The 19,078-nt window shown below is 36.0% G+C and carries 20 protein-coding genes and 1 riboswitch; of the genes, 11 read left to right on the top strand and 9 right to left on the bottom strand.

Going from position 1 to position 19,078, the window contains the following annotated elements; all coding sequences use genetic code 11:
* Positions 1 to 7: 7 nt before the first annotated feature.
* The 6 genes from AC3ANL_RS06625 to thiT all read right to left on the bottom strand — a co-directional run bounded on the left by AC3ANL_RS06625 (position 8) and on the right by thiT (position 5,964).
* On the bottom strand, positions 8 to 2,062 hold the full coding sequence (locus AC3ANL_RS06625; protein WP_488328447.1) for a transglycosylase domain-containing protein: 2,055 nt from the start codon (positions 2,060 to 2,062) through the stop codon (positions 8 to 10).
* 122 nt (positions 2,063 to 2,184) lie between these two features.
* Complete coding sequence (locus AC3ANL_RS06620; protein WP_488328446.1) at positions 2,185 to 2,640, bottom strand: helix-turn-helix transcriptional regulator; 456 nt, start codon at positions 2,638 to 2,640, stop codon at positions 2,185 to 2,187.
* Between the two features lie 158 nt (positions 2,641 to 2,798).
* Positions 2,799 to 2,954: a FeoB-associated Cys-rich membrane protein gene (locus AC3ANL_RS06615; protein ID WP_488328445.1), complete on the bottom strand. Its 156-nt coding sequence runs from the start codon at positions 2,952 to 2,954 to the stop codon at positions 2,799 to 2,801.
* A gap of 21 nt (positions 2,955 to 2,975) precedes the next feature.
* Complete coding sequence (feoB, locus tag AC3ANL_RS06610) at positions 2,976 to 4,979, bottom strand: ferrous iron transport protein B (RefSeq protein ID WP_488328444.1); 2,004 nt, start codon at positions 4,977 to 4,979, stop codon at positions 2,976 to 2,978.
* Positions 4,979 to 5,203 (bottom strand): FeoA family protein, encoded by a 225-nt coding sequence (locus AC3ANL_RS06605; RefSeq protein ID WP_488328443.1) that lies wholly within the window; start codon positions 5,201 to 5,203, stop codon positions 4,979 to 4,981. The genes feoB and AC3ANL_RS06605 overlap by 1 nt, the downstream gene beginning before the upstream one ends.
* Before the next feature lie 170 nt (positions 5,204 to 5,373).
* Positions 5,374 to 5,964 (bottom strand): energy-coupled thiamine transporter ThiT, encoded by a 591-nt coding sequence (gene thiT / locus AC3ANL_RS06600; RefSeq protein ID WP_488328442.1) that lies wholly within the window; start codon positions 5,962 to 5,964, stop codon positions 5,374 to 5,376.
* 124 nt (positions 5,965 to 6,088) lie between these two features.
* Positions 6,089 to 6,196, bottom strand: a riboswitch (TPP riboswitch).
* A gap of 212 nt (positions 6,197 to 6,408) precedes the next feature.
* On the opposite strand from thiT, the gene AC3ANL_RS06595 reads away from it, so the two are divergent.
* From AC3ANL_RS06595 to AC3ANL_RS06575, 5 genes are all read left to right on the top strand, one after another.
* Entirely contained in the window at positions 6,409 to 7,530 is a 1,122-nt protein-coding gene (locus tag AC3ANL_RS06595) for a histidine kinase N-terminal domain-containing protein (protein ID WP_488328441.1), read from the top strand.
* A gap of 136 nt (positions 7,531 to 7,666) precedes the next feature.
* Positions 7,667 to 8,230, top strand: a complete 564-nt coding sequence (locus AC3ANL_RS06590) for a GNAT family N-acetyltransferase (RefSeq protein ID WP_488328440.1) — start codon at positions 7,667 to 7,669, stop codon at positions 8,228 to 8,230.
* A gap of 132 nt (positions 8,231 to 8,362) precedes the next feature.
* The gene (locus tag AC3ANL_RS06585; RefSeq protein ID WP_488328439.1) at positions 8,363 to 9,670 is read left to right on the top strand and encodes a hemolysin family protein; all 1,308 of its coding nucleotides are present in this window, start codon (positions 8,363 to 8,365) and stop codon (positions 9,668 to 9,670) included.
* A gap of 209 nt (positions 9,671 to 9,879) precedes the next feature.
* A complete protein-coding gene (locus tag AC3ANL_RS06580; protein ID WP_488328438.1) occupies positions 9,880 to 10,257 on the top strand; it encodes a MerR family transcriptional regulator in 378 nt (125 codons plus the stop codon).
* A gap of 61 nt (positions 10,258 to 10,318) precedes the next feature.
* Positions 10,319 to 11,674 (top strand): hemolysin family protein, encoded by a 1,356-nt coding sequence (locus AC3ANL_RS06575; protein WP_488328437.1) that lies wholly within the window; start codon positions 10,319 to 10,321, stop codon positions 11,672 to 11,674.
* 286 nt (positions 11,675 to 11,960) lie between these two features.
* On the opposite strand, the gene AC3ANL_RS06570 is transcribed toward AC3ANL_RS06575, so the two are convergent.
* Positions 11,961 to 12,257: a hypothetical protein gene (locus tag AC3ANL_RS06570; protein ID WP_488328436.1), complete on the bottom strand. Its 297-nt coding sequence runs from the start codon at positions 12,255 to 12,257 to the stop codon at positions 11,961 to 11,963.
* Between the two features lie 379 nt (positions 12,258 to 12,636).
* Here AC3ANL_RS06570 and AC3ANL_RS06565 point away from each other — a divergent pair, with 379 nt between their 5' ends.
* The gene (locus AC3ANL_RS06565) at positions 12,637 to 12,948 is read left to right on the top strand and encodes a HesB/YadR/YfhF family protein (protein WP_488328435.1); all 312 of its coding nucleotides are present in this window, start codon (positions 12,637 to 12,639) and stop codon (positions 12,946 to 12,948) included.
* A gap of 76 nt (positions 12,949 to 13,024) precedes the next feature.
* On the opposite strand, the gene AC3ANL_RS06560 is transcribed toward AC3ANL_RS06565, so the two are convergent.
* Complete coding sequence (locus AC3ANL_RS06560) at positions 13,025 to 13,558, bottom strand: hypothetical protein (RefSeq protein ID WP_488328434.1); 534 nt, start codon at positions 13,556 to 13,558, stop codon at positions 13,025 to 13,027.
* Between the two features lie 345 nt (positions 13,559 to 13,903).
* Between AC3ANL_RS06560 and atpB the strand changes: the two genes are divergently transcribed.
* The 5 genes from atpB (at position 13,904) to AC3ANL_RS06535 (ending at position 18,037) form a co-directional block, all read left to right on the top strand.
* A complete protein-coding gene (gene atpB, locus AC3ANL_RS06555) occupies positions 13,904 to 14,617 on the top strand; it encodes a F0F1 ATP synthase subunit A (RefSeq protein ID WP_488328433.1) in 714 nt (237 codons plus the stop codon).
* Between the two features lie 20 nt (positions 14,618 to 14,637).
* Positions 14,638 to 15,030 (top strand): F0F1 ATP synthase subunit B, encoded by a 393-nt coding sequence (locus AC3ANL_RS06550; RefSeq protein ID WP_488328432.1) that lies wholly within the window; start codon positions 14,638 to 14,640, stop codon positions 15,028 to 15,030.
* Between the two features lie 4 nt (positions 15,031 to 15,034).
* The gene (locus AC3ANL_RS06545; RefSeq protein WP_488328431.1) at positions 15,035 to 16,000 is read left to right on the top strand and encodes an AtpZ/AtpI family protein; all 966 of its coding nucleotides are present in this window, start codon (positions 15,035 to 15,037) and stop codon (positions 15,998 to 16,000) included.
* Positions 16,001 to 16,179: 179 nt separating this feature from the next.
* Complete coding sequence (locus AC3ANL_RS06540; RefSeq protein WP_488328430.1) at positions 16,180 to 17,436, top strand: DUF445 domain-containing protein; 1,257 nt, start codon at positions 16,180 to 16,182, stop codon at positions 17,434 to 17,436.
* A 235-nt stretch (positions 17,437 to 17,671) separates the two neighbouring features.
* On the top strand, positions 17,672 to 18,037 hold the full coding sequence (locus tag AC3ANL_RS06535) for a cytochrome-c oxidase (RefSeq protein WP_488328429.1): 366 nt from the start codon (positions 17,672 to 17,674) through the stop codon (positions 18,035 to 18,037).
* A gap of 108 nt (positions 18,038 to 18,145) precedes the next feature.
* Here AC3ANL_RS06535 and AC3ANL_RS06530 read toward each other — a convergent pair whose 3' ends face one another.
* Positions 18,146 to 18,964 carry a 5'-nucleotidase, lipoprotein e(P4) family gene (locus AC3ANL_RS06530; protein ID WP_488328428.1) on the bottom strand — a complete coding sequence of 273 codons (819 nt, stop codon included), beginning with the start codon at positions 18,962 to 18,964 and terminating at the stop codon, positions 18,146 to 18,148.
* Positions 18,965 to 19,078: the final 114 nt, after the last annotated feature.

Below are 19,078 nucleotides of genomic sequence, written 5' to 3'. Positions count from 1 at the left end.
CTTAAAATCAATGCTCTTTTTCTTTTCCCTTACCTTTATCCTTCCATTTCTTATTCCATTTCTCTTTTTGTTTGTTCCATTTTTCTTCCCACTTTTGAACCTCATTGTTAAAGTTTTCTTGTAAACTTTTCCGATTTTTCTCTTCTTCAGCTTTTTTTCTTTCTTCTATTAATGTTGCGATGTGTGGAACAGCAAAGCTTTTGGCAGGTGAATTACTTAATGCTTCCTTCATCACTTCACGGAAGACAACGGCCGATCCGCTACCACTCGTTGGGGTAATATAATGCTCGGCATCCGTTTTATCATAACCAACCCAAATGGCTCCCACTAATTGCGGTGTGTAGCCGACAAACCATTGATCTTTCAAACCGTTAATTCCTTTAATAGGAACCTGTGTGGAACCCGTTTTTCCTGCGGTTTCACGGCCAGGTATTTGAGCAGCTTTCCCTGTTCCCTGCTCCACAACACCAAGAAGCATGGTGGTCATATTATCGGTGACGGCCTTTGTTGTTACTCGTTCTTTTTGAACTTTCGATTCAGCCACAACATTGCCGTTAAAATTAACAATTTTTTTTATGACGTGTGCCTTCACTCTTATACCATTATTCGGAAAAACAGAAAAAGCTTCTGCCATGTTTAAAGGTGAGACTCCCTTGTGCAAACCACCAAGGGCCATTGATAAATTATTATCCTCTTTATCTAATGAAATCCCGAATCGCTTTACTGAATCGATCCCTTTTTCAATCCCTAATTCATTCAGGAGCCAGACTGCAGAGACATTTTTTGATTCCTTTACCGCCTCATACATCGGTACCTCACCCGCATATTGATGGTCATAATTGCTCGGTTGATAATTCCCGAACTTCATCGGTTCATCTTTTAACATATCTGTAATTTTCCAGCCCTCTTCAAGAGCTGGTGTGTAAACCGCCAATGGCTTAAAAGAAGAGCCAGGTTGTGCCTTTAATTGGGAAGCACGATTATAGCCCCTAAAGGTATGCTCTCCTCTTCCTCCTACAATAGCCCTTACTCCGCCTGTTTTGGGATCAATCAAAACACCACCACTTTGAACAAGGGCGTCTTCTCCATTCGGAAATAGGGCATCATTTTGATAGGCGTTCTCCATCGCAGATTGCATAGTTGGATCAAGTTCGGTATATATTTGGTAGCCGCCAGTCAATAATTCGTCCTGTGTAAACCCATATTGGTGGATGGCCTCATCTAACACTTGATCGACATAGTATGGATATTTACCACGGAACGGATCTCCCCCCATATCATTCAAGACGACTTTTTCCTGTTTCGCTTTTTCATATTCCAGATTAGAAATAAAGCCTTGCTGCCTCATTTGGTCCAACACAAGGTCTCGTCTTTCCGTGGCTTTTTCCGTGTGTTTATAGGGATTAAGGGCTGATGGAGCCTTTATTAATCCAGCTAATAAAGCAGATTCACTTATGGAAAGATTTTTAACCTCTTTAGCAAAATATTTACTGGACGCTTGTTTAATTCCGTATGCACCATTTCCAAAATAAATTTGGTTTAAATACATTTGGAGAATTTCCTGCTTTGAGTATTCCCGTTCAACAGCAATAGCTAAAAATACTTCTTCCATTTTTCTTTTCAGTGTTTTTTCAGAAGTAAGGATGGTGTTTTTCGTTAATTGCTGTGTAATCGTACTGCCCCCCTCAACCATGCCGCCTGCCTTTAAGTCACGGAACAATGCTCTTGAGGTCCCTATTAAATCAACACCATTATGTCGATAAAAGCGATGATCTTCAATGGCAATGACAGCATTTTTCAATGAATCAGGAACTTCCTTTATTGGAACTCCTTCATTTTTATTTGCTGATACTTTACTTGCCACATTCCCGCTAACATCATAAAAAACGGTGGGCTGGGGAAGTTCATTTTTCAACTCCGATATGTCCGCATCTTTAGAAAAATAATGAAGAAGTCCAAAAAAACTTAGGATTAGAATCAACACAAATAATAAAATGACTTGGAGCAAATGCCATTTTTTCAAATTCTTTAAAATGCCACTTACTTTATCAATAAATACCAATTTGATGACATCCTTTATCTGTAATCTCAGTAATAGGTATACTTTTAGATATCTAGGTAGGTTTTATGATGTTCAGGTATTAAAAAAGACGGGGCCAAGACCTCATCTCCTCATGTGTACCATTATTCACTTATAGTTAATTCTTTAAAGCGCTGTTTTGAATGTTTTTCGTCAAAACTGCTAAAAATTCGATAATTTCTTTCATCTAATATCCGAAAATGCTTACTTAAAATATTCTGTTGCAAGATAAACCCATTTTTTTGTGATAGGACTCTCCACCATATTCGACCGCCAAGCGTTTTAGTTTTTCGAAGGTCGATTCCATCCAGTGCAACTGTTTCTAATACCTCAAGGGGCTCGCTTCCAAACAAAAATTGGACCGTTTCCGTTTCTCGAAAAAGAGCACAAATCGAAACCACTGTAGACCAGTTTGCCAAAACTCTTCCCTTTTCAATTTGAACAAGTGTTTTCTTTGATACACCAATAATATCCGCCATTTTATCTTGTGTATACCCTGCTTCCGTCCGAATTAGACGAAGCTTTTCAGAAACCTGCATGATAATTTCATCCCTGGTCACGTTAAGCCCTTCTTTCAACGACATCTAGTGTAATTTTACACCAATCCTCATCATCATTCAAATATAAAGAACGACACTTCTAAATGAAATCACGGAGCTACCTTTACTAAAAAACTAAAAAACTACTAGAACATACTCTAGTAGTTTTCTAGGTCCTTTTATTTCAATTGGGGGGGAATACCACATTGGCTGGAACATGAATTCTTTAAATCACAAGCGGCGCATTTTCCTTTTTTGGATTTATTGATAAATTTAACTAATGCCCAGCTTGCGTATCCAAAAATGGCAACACCGATAATTACACTGGCCAGCATCTTCTTCACCTCTTCTTTGAATTAGACCAACCCAAACAGTTTTCCACCTTGATAGATGAGCAACGATAAAACATATGCAATATCAAATGCATAGATCATTGAAAAAGCTGTCCATTTTTTCGAACCAGTTTCTTTATAAATTGTAGCAGTCGTTGCTAAACAAGGAATATACAAAAGAATAAACACCATAAAACTATAAGCTGCGAGCGGGGTATAATAATTCGCTAATAACCCCTGTAAACTTGCATCATTCGGTACAAAATAAATAATATTCATAGTAGAAATAATGGCTTCTTTTGCAAGGAACCCGGTAATAAGCGAAGCAGATGCCTGCCAGGTACCAAAACCAATTGGATCAAAAATTGGTGCGATCACATTCCCAATCGCAGCTAAATAACTATGATCCATGTCAACCTTTAAGCCGCCAGGACCAGCATAGGATAAGAGCCAGATAAAGACGGAACCGGCAAAAATAAATGTCCCTGCCTTTCTTACGAATCCTTTTCCTTTATCCCACGTACTTCTCCACAAGGATTGGAACTGTGGAAGCCTGTATGGCGGCAGTTCGATTACAAATAAGGAAGTTTCTGATTTTAATAATGTTGAAGAAAAAACCTTTGCTAATATTAATGCCACTACAATACCAAGAACATAAAGGCTAAGTACGACAAATGCCTTATGTCCCGCAAAAAACGCTCCTACAAATAATGCATAGACGGGCAATCGGGCCGAGCAGGACATTAACGGTGTTAGAAGAATGGTTAAAAGTCTCTCTCTCGGCGTTTCAATCGTTCTGGCAGCCATGATCCCTGGAACATTACACCCAAAACCGATCATCATCGGAATAAAAGCCTTCCCATTCAAGCCTACAGACTCCATAATACGATCCATGACAAGGGCAACTCGCGCCATATAACCTGAGTCTTCTAATAATGAAATAAAAAGGAAAAGAATAAAAATTTGCGGTACAAACACCAGAACCCCGCCAACACCTGCTACCAACCCTTCAATAATTAAAGCATGAATAAACTCAGAGGCATGGATGGCTGCTAATACATTTTCAAACACAGTTGTAATCGGACCCGTTAAAAAGGCGTCTAACACATCCGATAAAGGAGTCCCCAGCCAATCAAACGTCAGCATAAACATCAAATACATGAGCAACAAAAAGATTGGCATACCTAAATATTTATTGGTTACAATACTATCAATTTTTTCTGTAAGCGGAATGACCGAGTCACTTTTACGCGCTACTTCGGTGACAATTTTTTCAATAACTTCTTTTCTTTTCAAATAGATAAAATTGGCCAATGATTTAACATGATATTGTGACTGTAATTTAGCTTCCAAGTTTTCTACTATATTATTTAACGCTTGTTTATTTGCAATTCGATTAACATAACTTTGCACATATTGATTTCCTTCAAAATATTGAATTGCAAGGAATCGGGCTGCATGACTGGTTTTACCCAAAATTTCGCCCGTAAAGGCTGTAATGGCTTCCTCCACCTCTTTACCATAGTAAACAAGGTTTTTCTTGATTGGCTGAATGGATTTGGTAGAAATGACATCAATAAGTTTGTCACAGCCTTTTCCATTTCTTGCCACAACCGGAACCACAGGAACTCCAAGATGATTTGAAAGCTTTGTTGCATCTATGTGAATACCACGCTTATTCGCTACATCAATCATATTTAGACCAATAAGAGCTGGTTTCTCAAATTCAAGCAATTGAAGAGTCAAATGTAAATTTCGTTCTAATTGTGATGCGTCTAATATATTTAACAAACGATCAACGGATTCATTTAAAAAGAAAGAGGTAACAACACCTTCATCCTTTGATAATGGATTTAGAGTGTATACACCAGGTAAGTCTATTAATTGACCAATCTTATTTTTGAAGACGCCAACTTTCTTTTCAACAGTTACACCGCTCCAGTTGCCAACATACTCATAGGATCCTGTTAGATTATTAAACAATGAAGTTTTTCCAGTATTTGGGTTACCAATTAGAGCAATCTCCATTATAATCTCTCCACTTCAATCTGAACCGCTTCTTTACGGCGAATTCCAACACATTGTCCACATGACTCAATCATTACTGGACCACCAAAGGGCATAACGCATTTAACACAAACTTCTGATCCTTCGGAAATTCCAAAGTCAAGCAAACGTCTTTGAACGAGGTGACCAACATGAGATAAGTCTATAATCTTACCTTTATCTCCTGCTTTTAAAGAACCAAACATGTATATCACCCTATCTACGTTAATTGAGAATGATTATCTTTCTAATTTGTATTTTATCACTTTTAATAGGTAATAAGAATAATAAATTTGACAAAACTCCGAAAAATTCGCAAAAAAAAACATACATGTGTTTGACCTTCTCACACATGCATGTTTTCCTTTTCTCGTTCTTACCGAATTTGATGTACAATCATTTTCTTTGGCATTGCACTGATAACTAAAATAATGATAATTGCACTGATTACAAAGCTTGGGAGCATATAAGTTCCATTATAAAGCAAGGAGTAAATAGCTACAGGCTGGCCTTTGGGAGCATATTCCCCAAAAAACACAATTCCTGATACAACATGACATAGATATCTTAGTGCGCTTCCTAAAAAAGCCCCGCAAATGACGTATGCCATCCATTTTCCTTTTTTCTGTGCATCAATAGCATTTTTCACTTGAGCAGCAAAAACACCTGCTAACCCAACAACTGTAAAAGCGATAAAGTAATCAATTATCCCTTGAACAATGGTATAAATTTGTGCAAATCCAAGAATAAATTGTAATAATCCTAGTAAAAATCCTGTTAACAAACCGCCTTTGATTCCCCAGCGGTAGGCCATTAAGAAAATCGGCACCATAGCAATCGATATGGAGCCACCCTGCGGCCAAATTTTTAAAGATAATATCCCCGCAACAAAATCCAATAAATACGCAAGTGCGGTAAAGACAGCAACCTCTGCAATAAATAAAGTGTTACTCCTCGTTTGTTTCATCAACTTCTCCCCCTACTAAACTACATAGTCCCGTTTAATCTCTTCCTGAAGCCATATGGTGCCATATTAAAAATGACCAATAAAAAAAGCAATGCACGACATATAGGGTGTCTGCATTGCTTTCATATTCGGCAAACCACATCCCTACGCTAGCGTTAACTAACAGGTTCATAGGGTCAGAACTCAAAAGTTCACTCTCAGCCATCTCAAAACAGCTCCCCCTGTGGAAGTATTCAATTGTTTCCATAAAAAATATACTATTGATTTAGAGATATTACAAGAAAATTATAACAATGTTGTTTCCAGTTGGATTGAGATAAACAGCTTCTGAAATGGATTAAACCTATTGGGAAATTATTTTTATTTTATTTTTAAAAGGATTTTGGCACTCATAAGCGAATTTAGATTGTAATCAGTTTTGTTAATACCATAGGGGGAAACGGCATGTTTACGGGCGAACAAACAGATTTAATCAGTTTTTTTAATCAAAACAAACAGAAATTAGTACAAGAATGGGAAAATTCGATCATTAAAAATCATGGAGATCCCTTTAAAATGAAGATACGCGAAAACGGGGAAGCAATTTTAAATGTAATATTTACAATGCATCAAGTTTCCCAAGAAGAGTTATTAGAAGTTCTTGAAAAAATCGCCATATCTGTTTCGGAAGAAAGAGTGTTGGCAGATATTAACATTGGGGATTTTGTCTACAACGTCAATCTCGGCAGAACTATTTTATATAGCTATCTCAGTAAAACAGGGCTTAGCTGGGCACAACTTCAAGAATCGATAAATATGATCAATTTTTGCTTTGATAAGTTTCTATATTTTGCCGTTTCACATTATTCTGAAGCAAAAAATAAAATTATTGAAGAAAAGACAATGGTGATAGACTCTACACATCAAGATCGATTGACACTTTTGGGTCAGATGACATCCAGCTTTATTCATGAATTTAGAAATCCTCTTACCTCTGTTCAAGGGTTTATTCAACTACTTAAGGCAGATTATCCAAATATGAGATATTTAGATATTATTTCAAGTGAGTTAGATCAGCTTAATTTTCGAATCTCACAGTTTTTGTTACTTTCAAAGAAAGAATTAATTGGGAAAGAAAAAGTTGATTTTAATTTAAATAATCTAATTGATGAAGTATTAAATTTTCTTTATCCAAGTATTTTGGACGGTAAAGTAAAAATCCAAAAATTTTTAAGTGCTGATTTCACATTAAATGGATATGCTGATGAAATTAGGCAAGTGTTTATTAATATTATTTTTAATGCGATTGATGTTTTAAATCATCATGAGGTTCCCAATCCGACGATAGAGATTAGCAGTAGTTTAGAAATTAGTCGGTTTATAAAGATCAGTATTTCTAATAATGGCCCAGTTATCCCGTGCGAATTACGGGAAACCATTTTCGAACCCTTTTTCACCACTAAAAAACTTGGTACTGGTCTTGGATTGTTTGTGTGTAAGGAAATTATTGAAAAGCACAAAGGAAATTTAACTTGTGATTCCTCATTAGATAAAACTACATTTTCGATTTACTTACCAGTTGTTTAAACCACCTGGAAACAATTTAATACCAATTTTCAGCAAATCCCACTTAGGGATTTTTTTATTTTTACATTTGTTTCACCTCCCGTTATAGGTCTTTTGTGCATATGATGTACTAAAAATTTTTGGGGAGAATTGGCTTATGTTTACATTAAGGGTTGACCATGAAATTGAACTTCAATTGTTTCAACAACACCACGCCTCAAAACTGTTTCAGCTGGTCGAAGATAATCGAGAACATTTACGTGAATGGATGCCATGGGTAGATAGTATGACTTCTCCTTATCATTTTGAATCTATCATACCTGTGTGGCTATCACAGTTCGCCGAGAATAGCGGGATGAACGTGGGAATCCTTTATAAGGGTGAGCTCGTCGGCTCGATTGGATTACATGGAATTGATTGGTACAACAGCATGGCAAGCATTGGCTATTATCTATCTAGAAATGCAGAAGGTCATGGCATTATAACGCGTTCAGTTCGAGCCCTGCTGAATTATTCCTTTTTCCAATTAGGATTAAACCGGATTGAAGTACGCTGTGGTGTTAAAAATAAAAAAAGCCGAGCGATTCCTGAAAGGTTAGGTTTTGTTAAAGAAGGGAAAATAAGAGATGGAGAGCAGTTAAACGGGTATTTTCACGATCTTATCGTTTATAGCATGCTGGCACGAGAATGGAGGCTTTTAAATATGAAGGTGAATTCATAAAGAAATCCATTTATCAAGCCATTCTAAAGCTTGTGGACTACACAATTTGCTAAACAAAATTTTTTTGGAAATAATAAGACTATAGAGTTAAAAGTAAGTGAGGTGGAATCCTTACTCAGCGTAAGGTAACCGATGATCTGGATGAATGTCTTAATAATAGCTATCCTTATTTCCCTTACAGCATTCTTTGTCGCATCAGAATTTGCCATTGTAAGGGTACGGACAACACGAATAGACCAATTAGTATCTGAAGGTAACAAAAAGGCTGAGGCAGCCAAAAGGGTCATTTCTAACCTCGATGGTTTCCTTTCAGCCACACAAGTTGGGATTACGATCATTTCATTGATATTAGGCTGGCGGGGAGAATCAACTGTCCGTCAGTTATTGGGGCCAGTTTTTAGATGGATTCATATTCCGTTATCCTTAGAACCTGTGATATCGACAATTTTCGCTTTTATCATTATTACTTTCTTCAATGTCGTTATTGGTGAATTAGCACCAAAAACCTTTGCCATCCAAAAGGCTGAGGAAATTATTCTGGCATTTGCCAAGCCCTTGATCATATTTTATAAGCTATTATATCCGTTCATTTGGATTCTAAATCGATCGGCGCGCTTTATTACAGGTTTATTCGGAGTTAAACCCGCTTCAGAGCAAGATCTTGTTCTTTCAGAGGAAGAATTGCGTATGTTACTTTCTCAAAGCTATGAGAGTGGTGAAATCAATCAATCTGAGTACAAGTATATGAATAAAATATTTGAATTTGATGATCGGATTGCAAAAGAAATTATGGTGCCGAGAACTGAGGTAATAACGTTTTCTAAGGAAGCAACCATGGAAGAAATTATCGAAATCGTAAAAAAAGAAAAATACACAAGATACCCACTAATTGATGGTGATAAAGATAATATCTTAGGAGTTATCAATATTAAGGAAGTTTTAACTGATTGTATCCTTCAACAATGTAAGGGTCCAGAACCGCTTCTGCCCTATTTAAAACCTGCCATTCATGTAATTGAAACGATTCCGATCCAAGAACTATTAGTAAAGTTGCAAAAAAACCGTTCGCATATGGCCATTCTATCTGATGAATATGGCGGGACAGCCGGAATTGTCACGGTTGAAGATATCCTTGAGGAAATTGTTGGAGAAATACGTGATGAATTTGATTTAGACGAGCTCCCCCTCATTCAGAAAAAGGGCGATGAACACTATATTTTGGATGGGAAAGTGCTTATTAGCGAGGTAAACGATCTTCTCGGAACAGCACTTGAAGAGGAGGATGTAGATACAATTGGCGGCTGGTTCTTAACCCAAAAGTTTGATATACATATTGGGGATTCTATACAAAATGACGGATATGTTTTTAAAATCCAAGAACTTGAAGCTCATCATATTTTATATATTGATGTGAAAAAGGCAGCAGCGTCTTCTGATTAGAAGACGCTGTTCAAATGTAAATTTTCTCAAAATTTAGATTTATTTGTTCATATTTACCGCTGTTTACCATAAAATGTTGATATCAACCAATATTCAAACTAGAACGTTTGACTGTATGGTTTAAATTCATTATAATTAATCTAATTTATAAAATGTTGAGGTGGTAAGATGGGGCTGTCTATCGGATTGGGGAAATAGCAGAAATAGCGATGGTTTCTAAGAGAACTATTGACTATTATACGTCTATTGGTTTGTTGAAGGCAGAGCGCTCCAAGTCAAATTACCGCATTTATTCGGATGAATCATTACATGATTTAAAATTTATAGAAGAATGCAAGAGTCTACACTTTCCATTAGACGAGATTAGAAGAAAACTAGAAATGCGAAAAACAAAAAATATTGGTGAATCAGAGGTGGAAAAACATGTAAGTGCGGTAACACAACAGATGAAGCAGCTTCATAGCGATTTGTTTGACCTCATTCCAATTCTAGAGAAATTGGATGAACAGCAAAAAGAGGAGCTAACAAGCAATCTAAGCCTGCTTCGAAGTGCACTTATGAAATCCCTTTTGAATGTAACTGGCTAATTTTTTTAAATTACTGGGAGGTGACTCCTTACCCGTTAATTTACGGGATAAGGGAATTTATTTGGACATATTTAACTTGGTTATAATAGCCATTTTAATTGCCTTAACTGCTTTTTTTGTAACTTCAGAGTTTGCGATTGTCAAAATTAGAAGTTCAAGAATTGATCAGTTAATTGAAGAAGGAAATTCGAAGGCTGTTTCAGCCAAAAGAGTGATATCAAACCTAGATGAATATCTATCTGCTTGTCAGCTCGGGATAACCATAACTGCTTTAGGTTTAGGTTGGATTGGGGAATCGACAATTGAACACATGCTTAGCCCTCTTTTCTTAACACTAAGCATACCTGAAAGTGCGACGCAAATATTATCTGTTGGGATAGCCTTTGCAACAATTACCTTCCTACATGTTGTGGTTGGTGAACTTGCACCGAAAACGCTCGCAATACAGAAGGCAGAAATGATTACCTTACTCATATCACGTCCGCTAATCTTATTTTATAAGATTATGTACCCTTTTATTTGGGTATTAAATGGATCAGCACGAATTGTTTCCAGTATTTTTGGGCTCAAGCCTGTGTCTGAAAACGAAATTGCTCATACAGAGGAAGAACTTCGAATTATCCTGTCGGAAAGCTATAAAAGTGGTGAAATTAACCAATCTGAGTTTAAGTATGTAAATAAAATTTTTGAATTTGATAACCGGATTGCAAAAGAAATCATGGTTCCAAGAACGGAAATGGTTTCATTGTCAAAGGATGATTCATTAGAAACCTTTCTTCAGGTTTTACGTGAAGAAAAGTTCACCAGGTATCCTGTTATTGATGGCGATAAAGACCATATCATAGGCCTTGTTAATATCAAAGAGCTCATGACCGATTTAATTGGCAATGAAAAACTATCTACTCAAACACTGGAAAGCTATACGCGGCCTATTATCAGGGTAATAGAAACAATTCCAATCCATGATTTATTAGTCAAAATGCAAAAAGACCGCGTTCATATGGCAATTTTAATGGACGAATACGGAGGAACATCTGGTCTTGTTACGGTTGAAGATATTCTTGAAGAAATTGTGGGCGAAATTCGTGATGAATTTGATATGGATGAAATTCCAGAAATTCGCAAGGTAAAGGAAAACCATTATATTATTGACTCAAAAGTTTTAGTAAGTGAGATTAATGATTTATTGGGTGTCGATATTGATGATGAAGATGTTGATACAATTGGCGGTTGGATCTTGACCGAAAATTATGAAGCAAAAGAAGGCGACACAGTTCTCCACGATTCTTACAACTTTAAAATACTTGATATGGAAGAACACCATATCAAATATATTGAAGTTACCAAAAATGCTAATCAAGAAGAATCCAATATCCCGCAAATGGCGGTAGCGAATAAATCAGAAGTCCTTTACTAAAAATAAGAAAAGCGCAAGCGCCCTGGTCAGCGGCGTATGGCCTGGAGCGCTCCAACTGAGATAAAGGAAACACGGAGAGCGAAGGACACTAGCCGCTAGGGCGTTGGAGCTGGACAATTCTCAAAGCCAAAACTTATAAATTCTGATATTATGGAAAGAAGACCAGCGCAATTCTAACTGGTCTTCTTTTTTTTGGCCATTACTACAGAAACGATTCGCCCCCTCTAACTCGCTCCCCCTTGTTATACAAAAAGAGACTGTTTATATATCAACAGTCTCTTTCAAGCTATTTTGATTTTAAAATAATAATGTCCTCTTCCGCCTTAGCAATTTTAACTAAATGAGAGTCAAGCCGACGAGTGATATGCTGGAGATCATTACATTGTGTTTCCTCAATACGCTGAAGTGCCTCTTTAATATCAGATAAATCAATTTGATTTACTTCAACTCGATGTTCGATGCTGTCCATCTTCTCTAGTCTCGATAATCTTTTTTCTATATTTTCTAAGGTGCTGTTAAATGTATTGATCAAACTTTTTATATCTATACCATCATCAGTTAATTTTTCGAATTGTTTTTCCATGGTTAAAACCTCCCCTGTCTTATTATTTATTTTATCACTGTTAACACTATAAACATGTTACAAAAACAGCAACAATGGATCATAAGTTTTCAACCATATTTTGTCGTCATTCTTTATTTCTATAATCCTGTATAGACGATTTATAGAAAACATTGACGGTTTTCTTTTAATACAGTTGTGACCAATTAGATACGAAAAATTGAACATTTTTTTAAAACAACCGAATTATGAGTAGGCATGTGAAGATTATCACATGCAAATTTTCAAATTCATTATACTCTTTTACTATAAGGGATAGAGAATACATGCTAGATTATTTATCGATTCATTTCTGTCCTTATGATGCATGATTAACTTATGAAAAGGTTGGTGTATAAATATGTTCTTATCTATCGACGAAAAAGCTACATCATGGTTCACAAAGGAATTTGAAATCAGTAAACCAATCAGTATTCGACTATATCCTCAATATGCAGGTTTTGGACAAATGAATAAAGGCTTCACACTAGCATTCTCAGCTGAACAACCGTCAAATGTTGGATTTACAAAGGAAATAGGTGGAATTACCTTTTATGTGGAAGGTAATGATGTTTGGTTTTTTGAAGATACGGAAACCTACTTGTCTGTTAATGATGTACTCGAAGAAATTCAGATTACGTACAAAGAAACTGTTTGCCCCACAATTAACTAAACCACTACCACTTTAATTAATAATGGTTATGTAAGAAAACAAGCCGGCGATTCAACCGGCTTGTTTTTTATAGCTATTAATTTACTTGTTTTCCTAAACTTGGCGGCAGTAATTTAACACTCTCATATACTTTTCCAAGCTTTTCTTCACCTTGAGCAAAGAGATCATCCCCAGCATCAAGAGCCGGTGTAGCCTTTTTCAATTCATCTGCTTTAGCTTGGTAGGAAGCTGCATAATCCTTTAATGCTGCCTCAATATCTGTTTTTTGATCTTTTAATGTATCAGGAACTTGAATGCTAGTTAACTCTGTAGCTACGGCTGCTGCAGACTCACTTGCTTTAGCCTTTTCTTCGGCCGTTGGTAACTCTTCAGGCTTGGCATCTTCCTTAGTTGCTTTAGCTATATATCCATTTAAATCAGCATCTTTTGCATTAATTTTATTTCCAAGGTCCATATAAAATTTAACTAGTTCCTTCTTAACATCCACTTTCGGTGCTGCTGCTTCTTTTGTTTCTTCTTTCTTTTCTGTTTTGGCCTCGTCATTGCTTGAACAAGCGGCTAGCGCAATTGCCATTGTTAAGGCTGTTACAAATAACAAAAACTTTTTCATCTGATGTTTCCTCCTCTATCTCTCTTTTTGTTGCCTTGATTATTTTACAACATAAATTGAGACGAAAAAAGTACAAAAAGGTTTCAAAAATTAATTTTATTAAAAAATTCATCCTATTAAATTGTTTTATAGTTACTTTTCTTCACAAAACAATCTGGACAAAGAAAATAATGCTAGTAACATTATTAAACATGTCAATTTAATTATTTAGAAAATTAAGAAAGTATTGTGAACTATGTTACAATAATGGTTATTTTTGTATATAATAAATATGACATAATAGTTCTAAATACTCATGGTTCCTAATAATTTTTCGACACTTTTCAATGAAAGGGGTTGGACAACTTGGAACATAAGAGGCCTCAAGTAGAATGGTTTCATTTAACATTTGATTTATCCATCATCCTAACCACGACAGTTGCCGCACTTATTGTTTTCCTAATCGCCTACCTATTTACAAGAAACTCTACTACACAAGTCCCAACTAAATGGCAAAACTTTATGGAGTGGATTTTGGAGTTTGTAAAGGATATTATGAACACATCAATGCTTACAACAAATAATTTATTTATCTTGTCTACTGGGGTTTCTCTTTTAATGTACCTATTTATCGCAAATCTTATGGGGGTCCCCTTCTCCATCATAACTGCTGAAGAACATTCTGTTGTCTGGTGGAAATCTCCTACTGCTGACGCTCATGTTACCATGACGCTTGCCATAATGATTATCGTTTATACCCACTTCATCAATATACGATTAAACGGTCTCAAACACTTTCTTATGAGCTTCTTTAAACCTTTTAAGGTTTTATTTCCTATTAATGCAATTGAACAACTGGCCACAACGGTAACATTGGGTCTGCGTTTGTATGGAAATATTTATGCAGGTGAAGTAATGCTTGCGCTACTAGCAGGTACTATCAGTCACGGGATTTTTGTAAGTCTTCTTGCTGCCGTTCCCATGTTAATCTGGCAGGCATTCTGCATTTTTATTGGTGCAATTCAAGCATATATCTTTGTTACGCTAACGATGGTTTATATTGCTCACCGATTAACCTAAACAATAAGGGGGTGAAGGGTATGGGGGATATTACATTATTGGGACTTCCAATATCATTAGGGACAATGATTTACCAAGCATTTGTTTTTACCATACTGGTGTTTATTTTAAAGAAACTTGTGTTTAAAAAGCTTGTCGGTATTCTTGACAAAAGAAAAGAGCATATTGAAAATCAGCTCCAATTAACAGAAATGTATAAACTAGATGCATTAAACAATCTTAAAAATAGCGAAAATATTCTTAAACAAGCAAAATTAGAGGCAAGAGAAATCATGAAGCTTGGTGAAAAAGAAGCCAATATAGTTATCCAAGAAGCAAAAGACGAGGCTAAAGAGATTCGAAAGCAAGCAAAAGAAGAAGCATTCCTTTCTCGGACACGCACCTACCAAAACAACCAAGTAAAGGGGGCTTAATAGGATGAAACACAAATTCACAAAATACTTGGGCAGAGTGACGGAAACCTTAGAATTAGGTTTTGAAGAAAAATGGATTTATGCTCATTATACAAAAGGATCGATCGAAAAGACGGCCTGCCTTTTGAAGAATGAAAATAAATCTGAAGATGAGTATCTTGAGACTTTTTTCGAAGAAAACGATGTTTCTGATGAAATGAGAAAAGAAGTTAAAAAATTTTTTGAAAATGATAAAAGCTCCAATTCCACTCAGTGGAATGAATTTACAATCTTTCTTATGAAAGCGATTTCGTTAAACATGGTATTTGGTATCGCTGTTGCCATTTCTGTTTATGCCGGTTATAAGTTTGGGACTTTTCTTGATAACCGTTATGATATTTATCCTTCCTTTACATTAATAGGTATTATTTTAGGGATTGTTGTCGGGGGTTTAACGGTTTACTCCATGATTCAAAAATATTTTAAATCGCCAACAGAAAACAAAAAAAAAGAAGTGAAACACAGCAAGAAGGAAACAGACTATACTATTAACTATCCAGTTATTGATGTTTCCATTGATCAAGTGCGTAAAGCAGTGAGATCATTTTCCGATAATTTGCCTAAAGGTGTCTTCCGGACAATTCTTGTTGAGGAGGATAATAGCATCGACTTTAAAAAGCTTGCGCCTATACTTGGAGGAATTCCTTCGAAAAATTATTATATGTCTAAGGAAACTTATGATTTGTTTGATGAAAGTGAAAAACAAATTCCCTATGAAATGGATCTTGTCCAAAAAGCTGTTGATCAATATGTGAAAGAACATAAGGAGTTTCCAATGCTAAAATTTGATCCAGACCATAGGGTAAATTATTATCAGTTATTACAGGAGCATTATCTAAAAGCTTCGCCAGAAACACAATTTTATATTACTGATTTGGATGGACTGATCACCCATATTAAACCACAAAGAAAAAACTCCTCTCAAAGTTGAGAGGAGTTTTTTCAATCAACAGGACTCGTTTAATCCTAGTATAATACCAATCAAAAATGTTAACTTCCTTTCTTTTTGGAGTATTTCTGTTTAAAAAGAAGTTTTTTTTTGCTTTTTTTCCAATTAACTTGAGATAATAGCAATAGACGACAATATTTATCTAAATGAGGAGTTCAAAGATGTTAAAACAGAAAAATAAACCCCAATATTTAGCAACGGTTTCTCTAGTTGTGATGGGAATCGGCTTTATAGTTACCATTCCCTTGCAGCATTCATTCTGGGGAAATATTTTGCAGGGTGGTTTTGAAGCAGGACTTGTCGGGGGATTGGCAGATTGGTTTGCGGTAACCGCATTATTTAGGCATCCGCTCGGTATTCCAATCCCCCATACTGCTCTCTTGCCAAAAAATCGTAAAAGAATAATCGCTGGAATTATTTCGATGCTAGAAAATGATTGGCTAACAAAAGAGAGTATTCGAAAAAAAATAGATACCATTCCATTTACAGATAAACTATTTGAAATAGTTAACCATGAAATTCATTCAAAAGCTATCCAAAAGAATTTCATTATTTTCATTCAACATTTGATTAACAAAATCAACATTGAACGAATTACTCCAGTGGTCGAAAAAGAATTAAAATCTCGGTTAATCGATTGGGATATAAAAAACTACCTTCCATTACTGATCGATAAGGTGACTAACAGAAAATATGATGAAAAAACTCTAGATTTCATCCTCAAAGAAATTGATGAATGGGCTCGGAAGGATAGCACAAAGTATAAACTCGGCGGAATGGCCGTAGATGCGGTTGAAAATATTAAAGCAGATGGTTTTATGCAGTTTGCGTTAAAATCGTTTAGCAACCTTGTTAACGAGGAAAAACTCGGAAATATCATCCAAGGTTTAATTTTAAAAGGGGTGGATAGCTATCGCGATCCCTTGAATCAAAACAGGCAGACACTATTAATTCATATCCGTCAAAAGTTGGAATCGATAAAAACAGATGAAAAACTTTATGAAGAACTCACTAACTTTAAAACACAACTGATTACCGAATGGGAACCGCAAGAACAAATCACCCATTTATTAACTCAAATCCAGCAAAAAGCTCTTGATTTTGTTGCGGCACCAGCCTTTTTCGATGATTATATTCTTCCATTTATATTAGATGGGCTAAACAAGATCAAAGAAAATCCAGAAAAAATAGATTCCATAGACACTTGGATAAAAACACAACTTTCCAACTTCGTCGATAAAAATCATTCAAAAATTGGCAAGCTTGTCGAAGAAAATTTAGAGAGATTGGATGATAAAACGCTGATCAACATGGTAGAAACAAATGTTGGAAAAGACCTACAGTGGATTCGCGTCAATGGAGCTGTTTGTGGATTTATAATTGGACTTATTTTAGTGAGCATTAGAGCCTTTTTTTAATAATATCTACTAAGAAAAGCGCAAGCGCCCTGTTCAGCGGCGTATGACCTGGAGTTGGACAATACTAGAAAGAGAATATCCCAAAGGGTCAAGACCCTATTGGGACATTCTCTTTCTTTGTCTATCGCTTTACAAAGATTCCTATCTTGTCCTTAGAAATAATAGTTATTTTTTAGAATGCTCCCTCATATTTAGTACTGTAGTACTATTTTATATGGAAAAGGGGGGCAAAAAGTTGGCTGTTAAGTTGATTAAAATTTCTGTTGTGTATTTTGTCATCGGAGTATGTATCGGTATGTACATGTCAATGACAGAAACATTTGATTTCACACCCGTTCATGTCCATATTAATTTATTAGGCTGGATGTCAATGGCACTTGCAGGTCTCATTTATGTTGCTTTTCCAAGTGCTGGCGAAACCACACTCGCTAAGGTTCATTTCTGGCTGCATAATATTTCCTTGCCTATCATGATGATTGGTCTTGCCTTTTTAGTATCTGGAGTGGACAATGCAGGTCCTGCAGTCGCTACAGGTGGTACTTTAATGGTTTTAGGGATTATCATCTTTGCTATCAATATCTTTAAAAATGTAAAAAACTAACATGCCCTTATTGTCCATATCCCCAAAAAAGATTAATGAAAAAGTGAGTGTCCAAAGGGGTTAGACCCTTTCGGACATCCGCTTTTCATAATGGGCGATCACGTACCTTTATCGCTTGTAGTAGTCTAAGGCACCCTTTCTTAGCTTGTTTTTTTCCTCGTTGGTTTTTCGATAATTGTACCTATAAATGGCACCTTCCCAGTCTCCATACATTGGATTGGGAAATACGATTAACTTTTTTCCAAATTCTTTTTTCCGCAAATTTACTGCACGCATTCTGCCAGAAACTGTTAACTCATCAAAACCACTAAAATCCCCTAAATTATCCCCAAATAATAAGATAATTTCATGTGTCTTCATCACTTGCCTGCGGCGAGTTTCTTTCCCTTTTTCACCAGGCTGTTGTAATAAAATATGCTCTTTCTTTACTTGAGGTGCCCCCACTTTTTGTAGATTTTTCATTGTTGCTTCTTTCAGTTCTTCATTTCGATTTGAAATGTAGTAAATGTCCACTCCTTTAGAATCTGCGTACTGTAAAAATTCAATTGCCCCCGGAAGTGCCTTTGCTTCAGCACGGTTAAACCATTTACTCCAGTCAAAGGGCTTTCCTTTTCCATGAAGGACAAACCACGCCTGATAAGGACTGTTGTCAAGAATGGTCTCATCAATATCAAGAACAATAGCCGGCTTTAACCCTTGGTTCTTTGGTCGTTTTTTTAAGATTTCATCCAATCTAAGTCTGCCGAGGTTGTAGCCTTGATAATATAATGCTTTTGCCTCCCCCGCTTTTTGGTACCAGAGAACAGACATGGCATTTTGCTCATACAAGTTTAGTGAAGGACTTACTACTGGTTCAGCTTTTATTTTCACACTCATGAATGAGAAAATAAGAATCACACCCATTAACATCCCAATCATCTTTTTCATCACAATGAACCCCCTTTTTTTGTATAGGGTTAGTATGTGAAAAAAAGCAACATTCAAGCTAGTTATCGCCCAATCATTTAAAATATTACGTTTTTTTTATGGAATTCTGAGTAA

The organism is Neobacillus sp. DHD-1R (assembly GCF_057747995.1).
Note: the sequence above shows the minus strand (reverse complement) of the source record. Positions and strands in the feature narration are given on the sequence as shown.

Excerpts from the sequence above, each read along its gene's own strand:
- AC3ANL_RS06615 (WP_488328445.1), bottom strand. The coding sequence starts at position 2,954 with ATGCTGGCCAGTGTAATTATCGGTGTTGCCATTTTTGGATACGCAAGC.
- feoB (WP_488328444.1), bottom strand. The coding sequence starts at position 4,979 with ATGGAGATTGCTCTAATTGGTAACCCAAATACTGGAAAAACTTCATTG.
- AC3ANL_RS06605 (WP_488328443.1), bottom strand. The coding sequence starts at position 5,203 with ATGTTTGGTTCTTTAAAAGCAGGAGATAAAGGTAAGATTATAGACTTA.
- thiT (WP_488328442.1), bottom strand. The coding sequence starts at position 5,964 with ATGAAACAAACGAGGAGTAACACTTTATTTATTGCAGAGGTTGCTGTC.
- AC3ANL_RS06595 (WP_488328441.1), top strand. The coding sequence starts at position 6,409 with ATGTTTACGGGCGAACAAACAGATTTAATCAGTTTTTTTAATCAAAAC.
- AC3ANL_RS06590 (WP_488328440.1), top strand. The coding sequence starts at position 7,667 with ATGTTTACATTAAGGGTTGACCATGAAATTGAACTTCAATTGTTTCAA.
- AC3ANL_RS06585 (WP_488328439.1), top strand. The coding sequence starts at position 8,363 with ATGATCTGGATGAATGTCTTAATAATAGCTATCCTTATTTCCCTTACA.
- AC3ANL_RS06580 (WP_488328438.1), top strand. The coding sequence starts at position 9,880 with ATGGTTTCTAAGAGAACTATTGACTATTATACGTCTATTGGTTTGTTG.
- AC3ANL_RS06570 (WP_488328436.1), bottom strand. The coding sequence starts at position 12,257 with ATGGAAAAACAATTCGAAAAATTAACTGATGATGGTATAGATATAAAA.
- AC3ANL_RS06565 (WP_488328435.1), top strand. The coding sequence starts at position 12,637 with ATGTTCTTATCTATCGACGAAAAAGCTACATCATGGTTCACAAAGGAA.
- AC3ANL_RS06560 (WP_488328434.1), bottom strand. The coding sequence starts at position 13,558 with ATGAAAAAGTTTTTGTTATTTGTAACAGCCTTAACAATGGCAATTGCG.
- AC3ANL_RS06550 (WP_488328432.1), top strand. The coding sequence starts at position 14,638 with ATGGGGGATATTACATTATTGGGACTTCCAATATCATTAGGGACAATG.
- AC3ANL_RS06545 (WP_488328431.1), top strand. The coding sequence starts at position 15,035 with ATGAAACACAAATTCACAAAATACTTGGGCAGAGTGACGGAAACCTTA.
- AC3ANL_RS06540 (WP_488328430.1), top strand. The coding sequence starts at position 16,180 with ATGTTAAAACAGAAAAATAAACCCCAATATTTAGCAACGGTTTCTCTA.
- AC3ANL_RS06530 (WP_488328428.1), bottom strand. The coding sequence starts at position 18,964 with ATGAAAAAGATGATTGGGATGTTAATGGGTGTGATTCTTATTTTCTCA.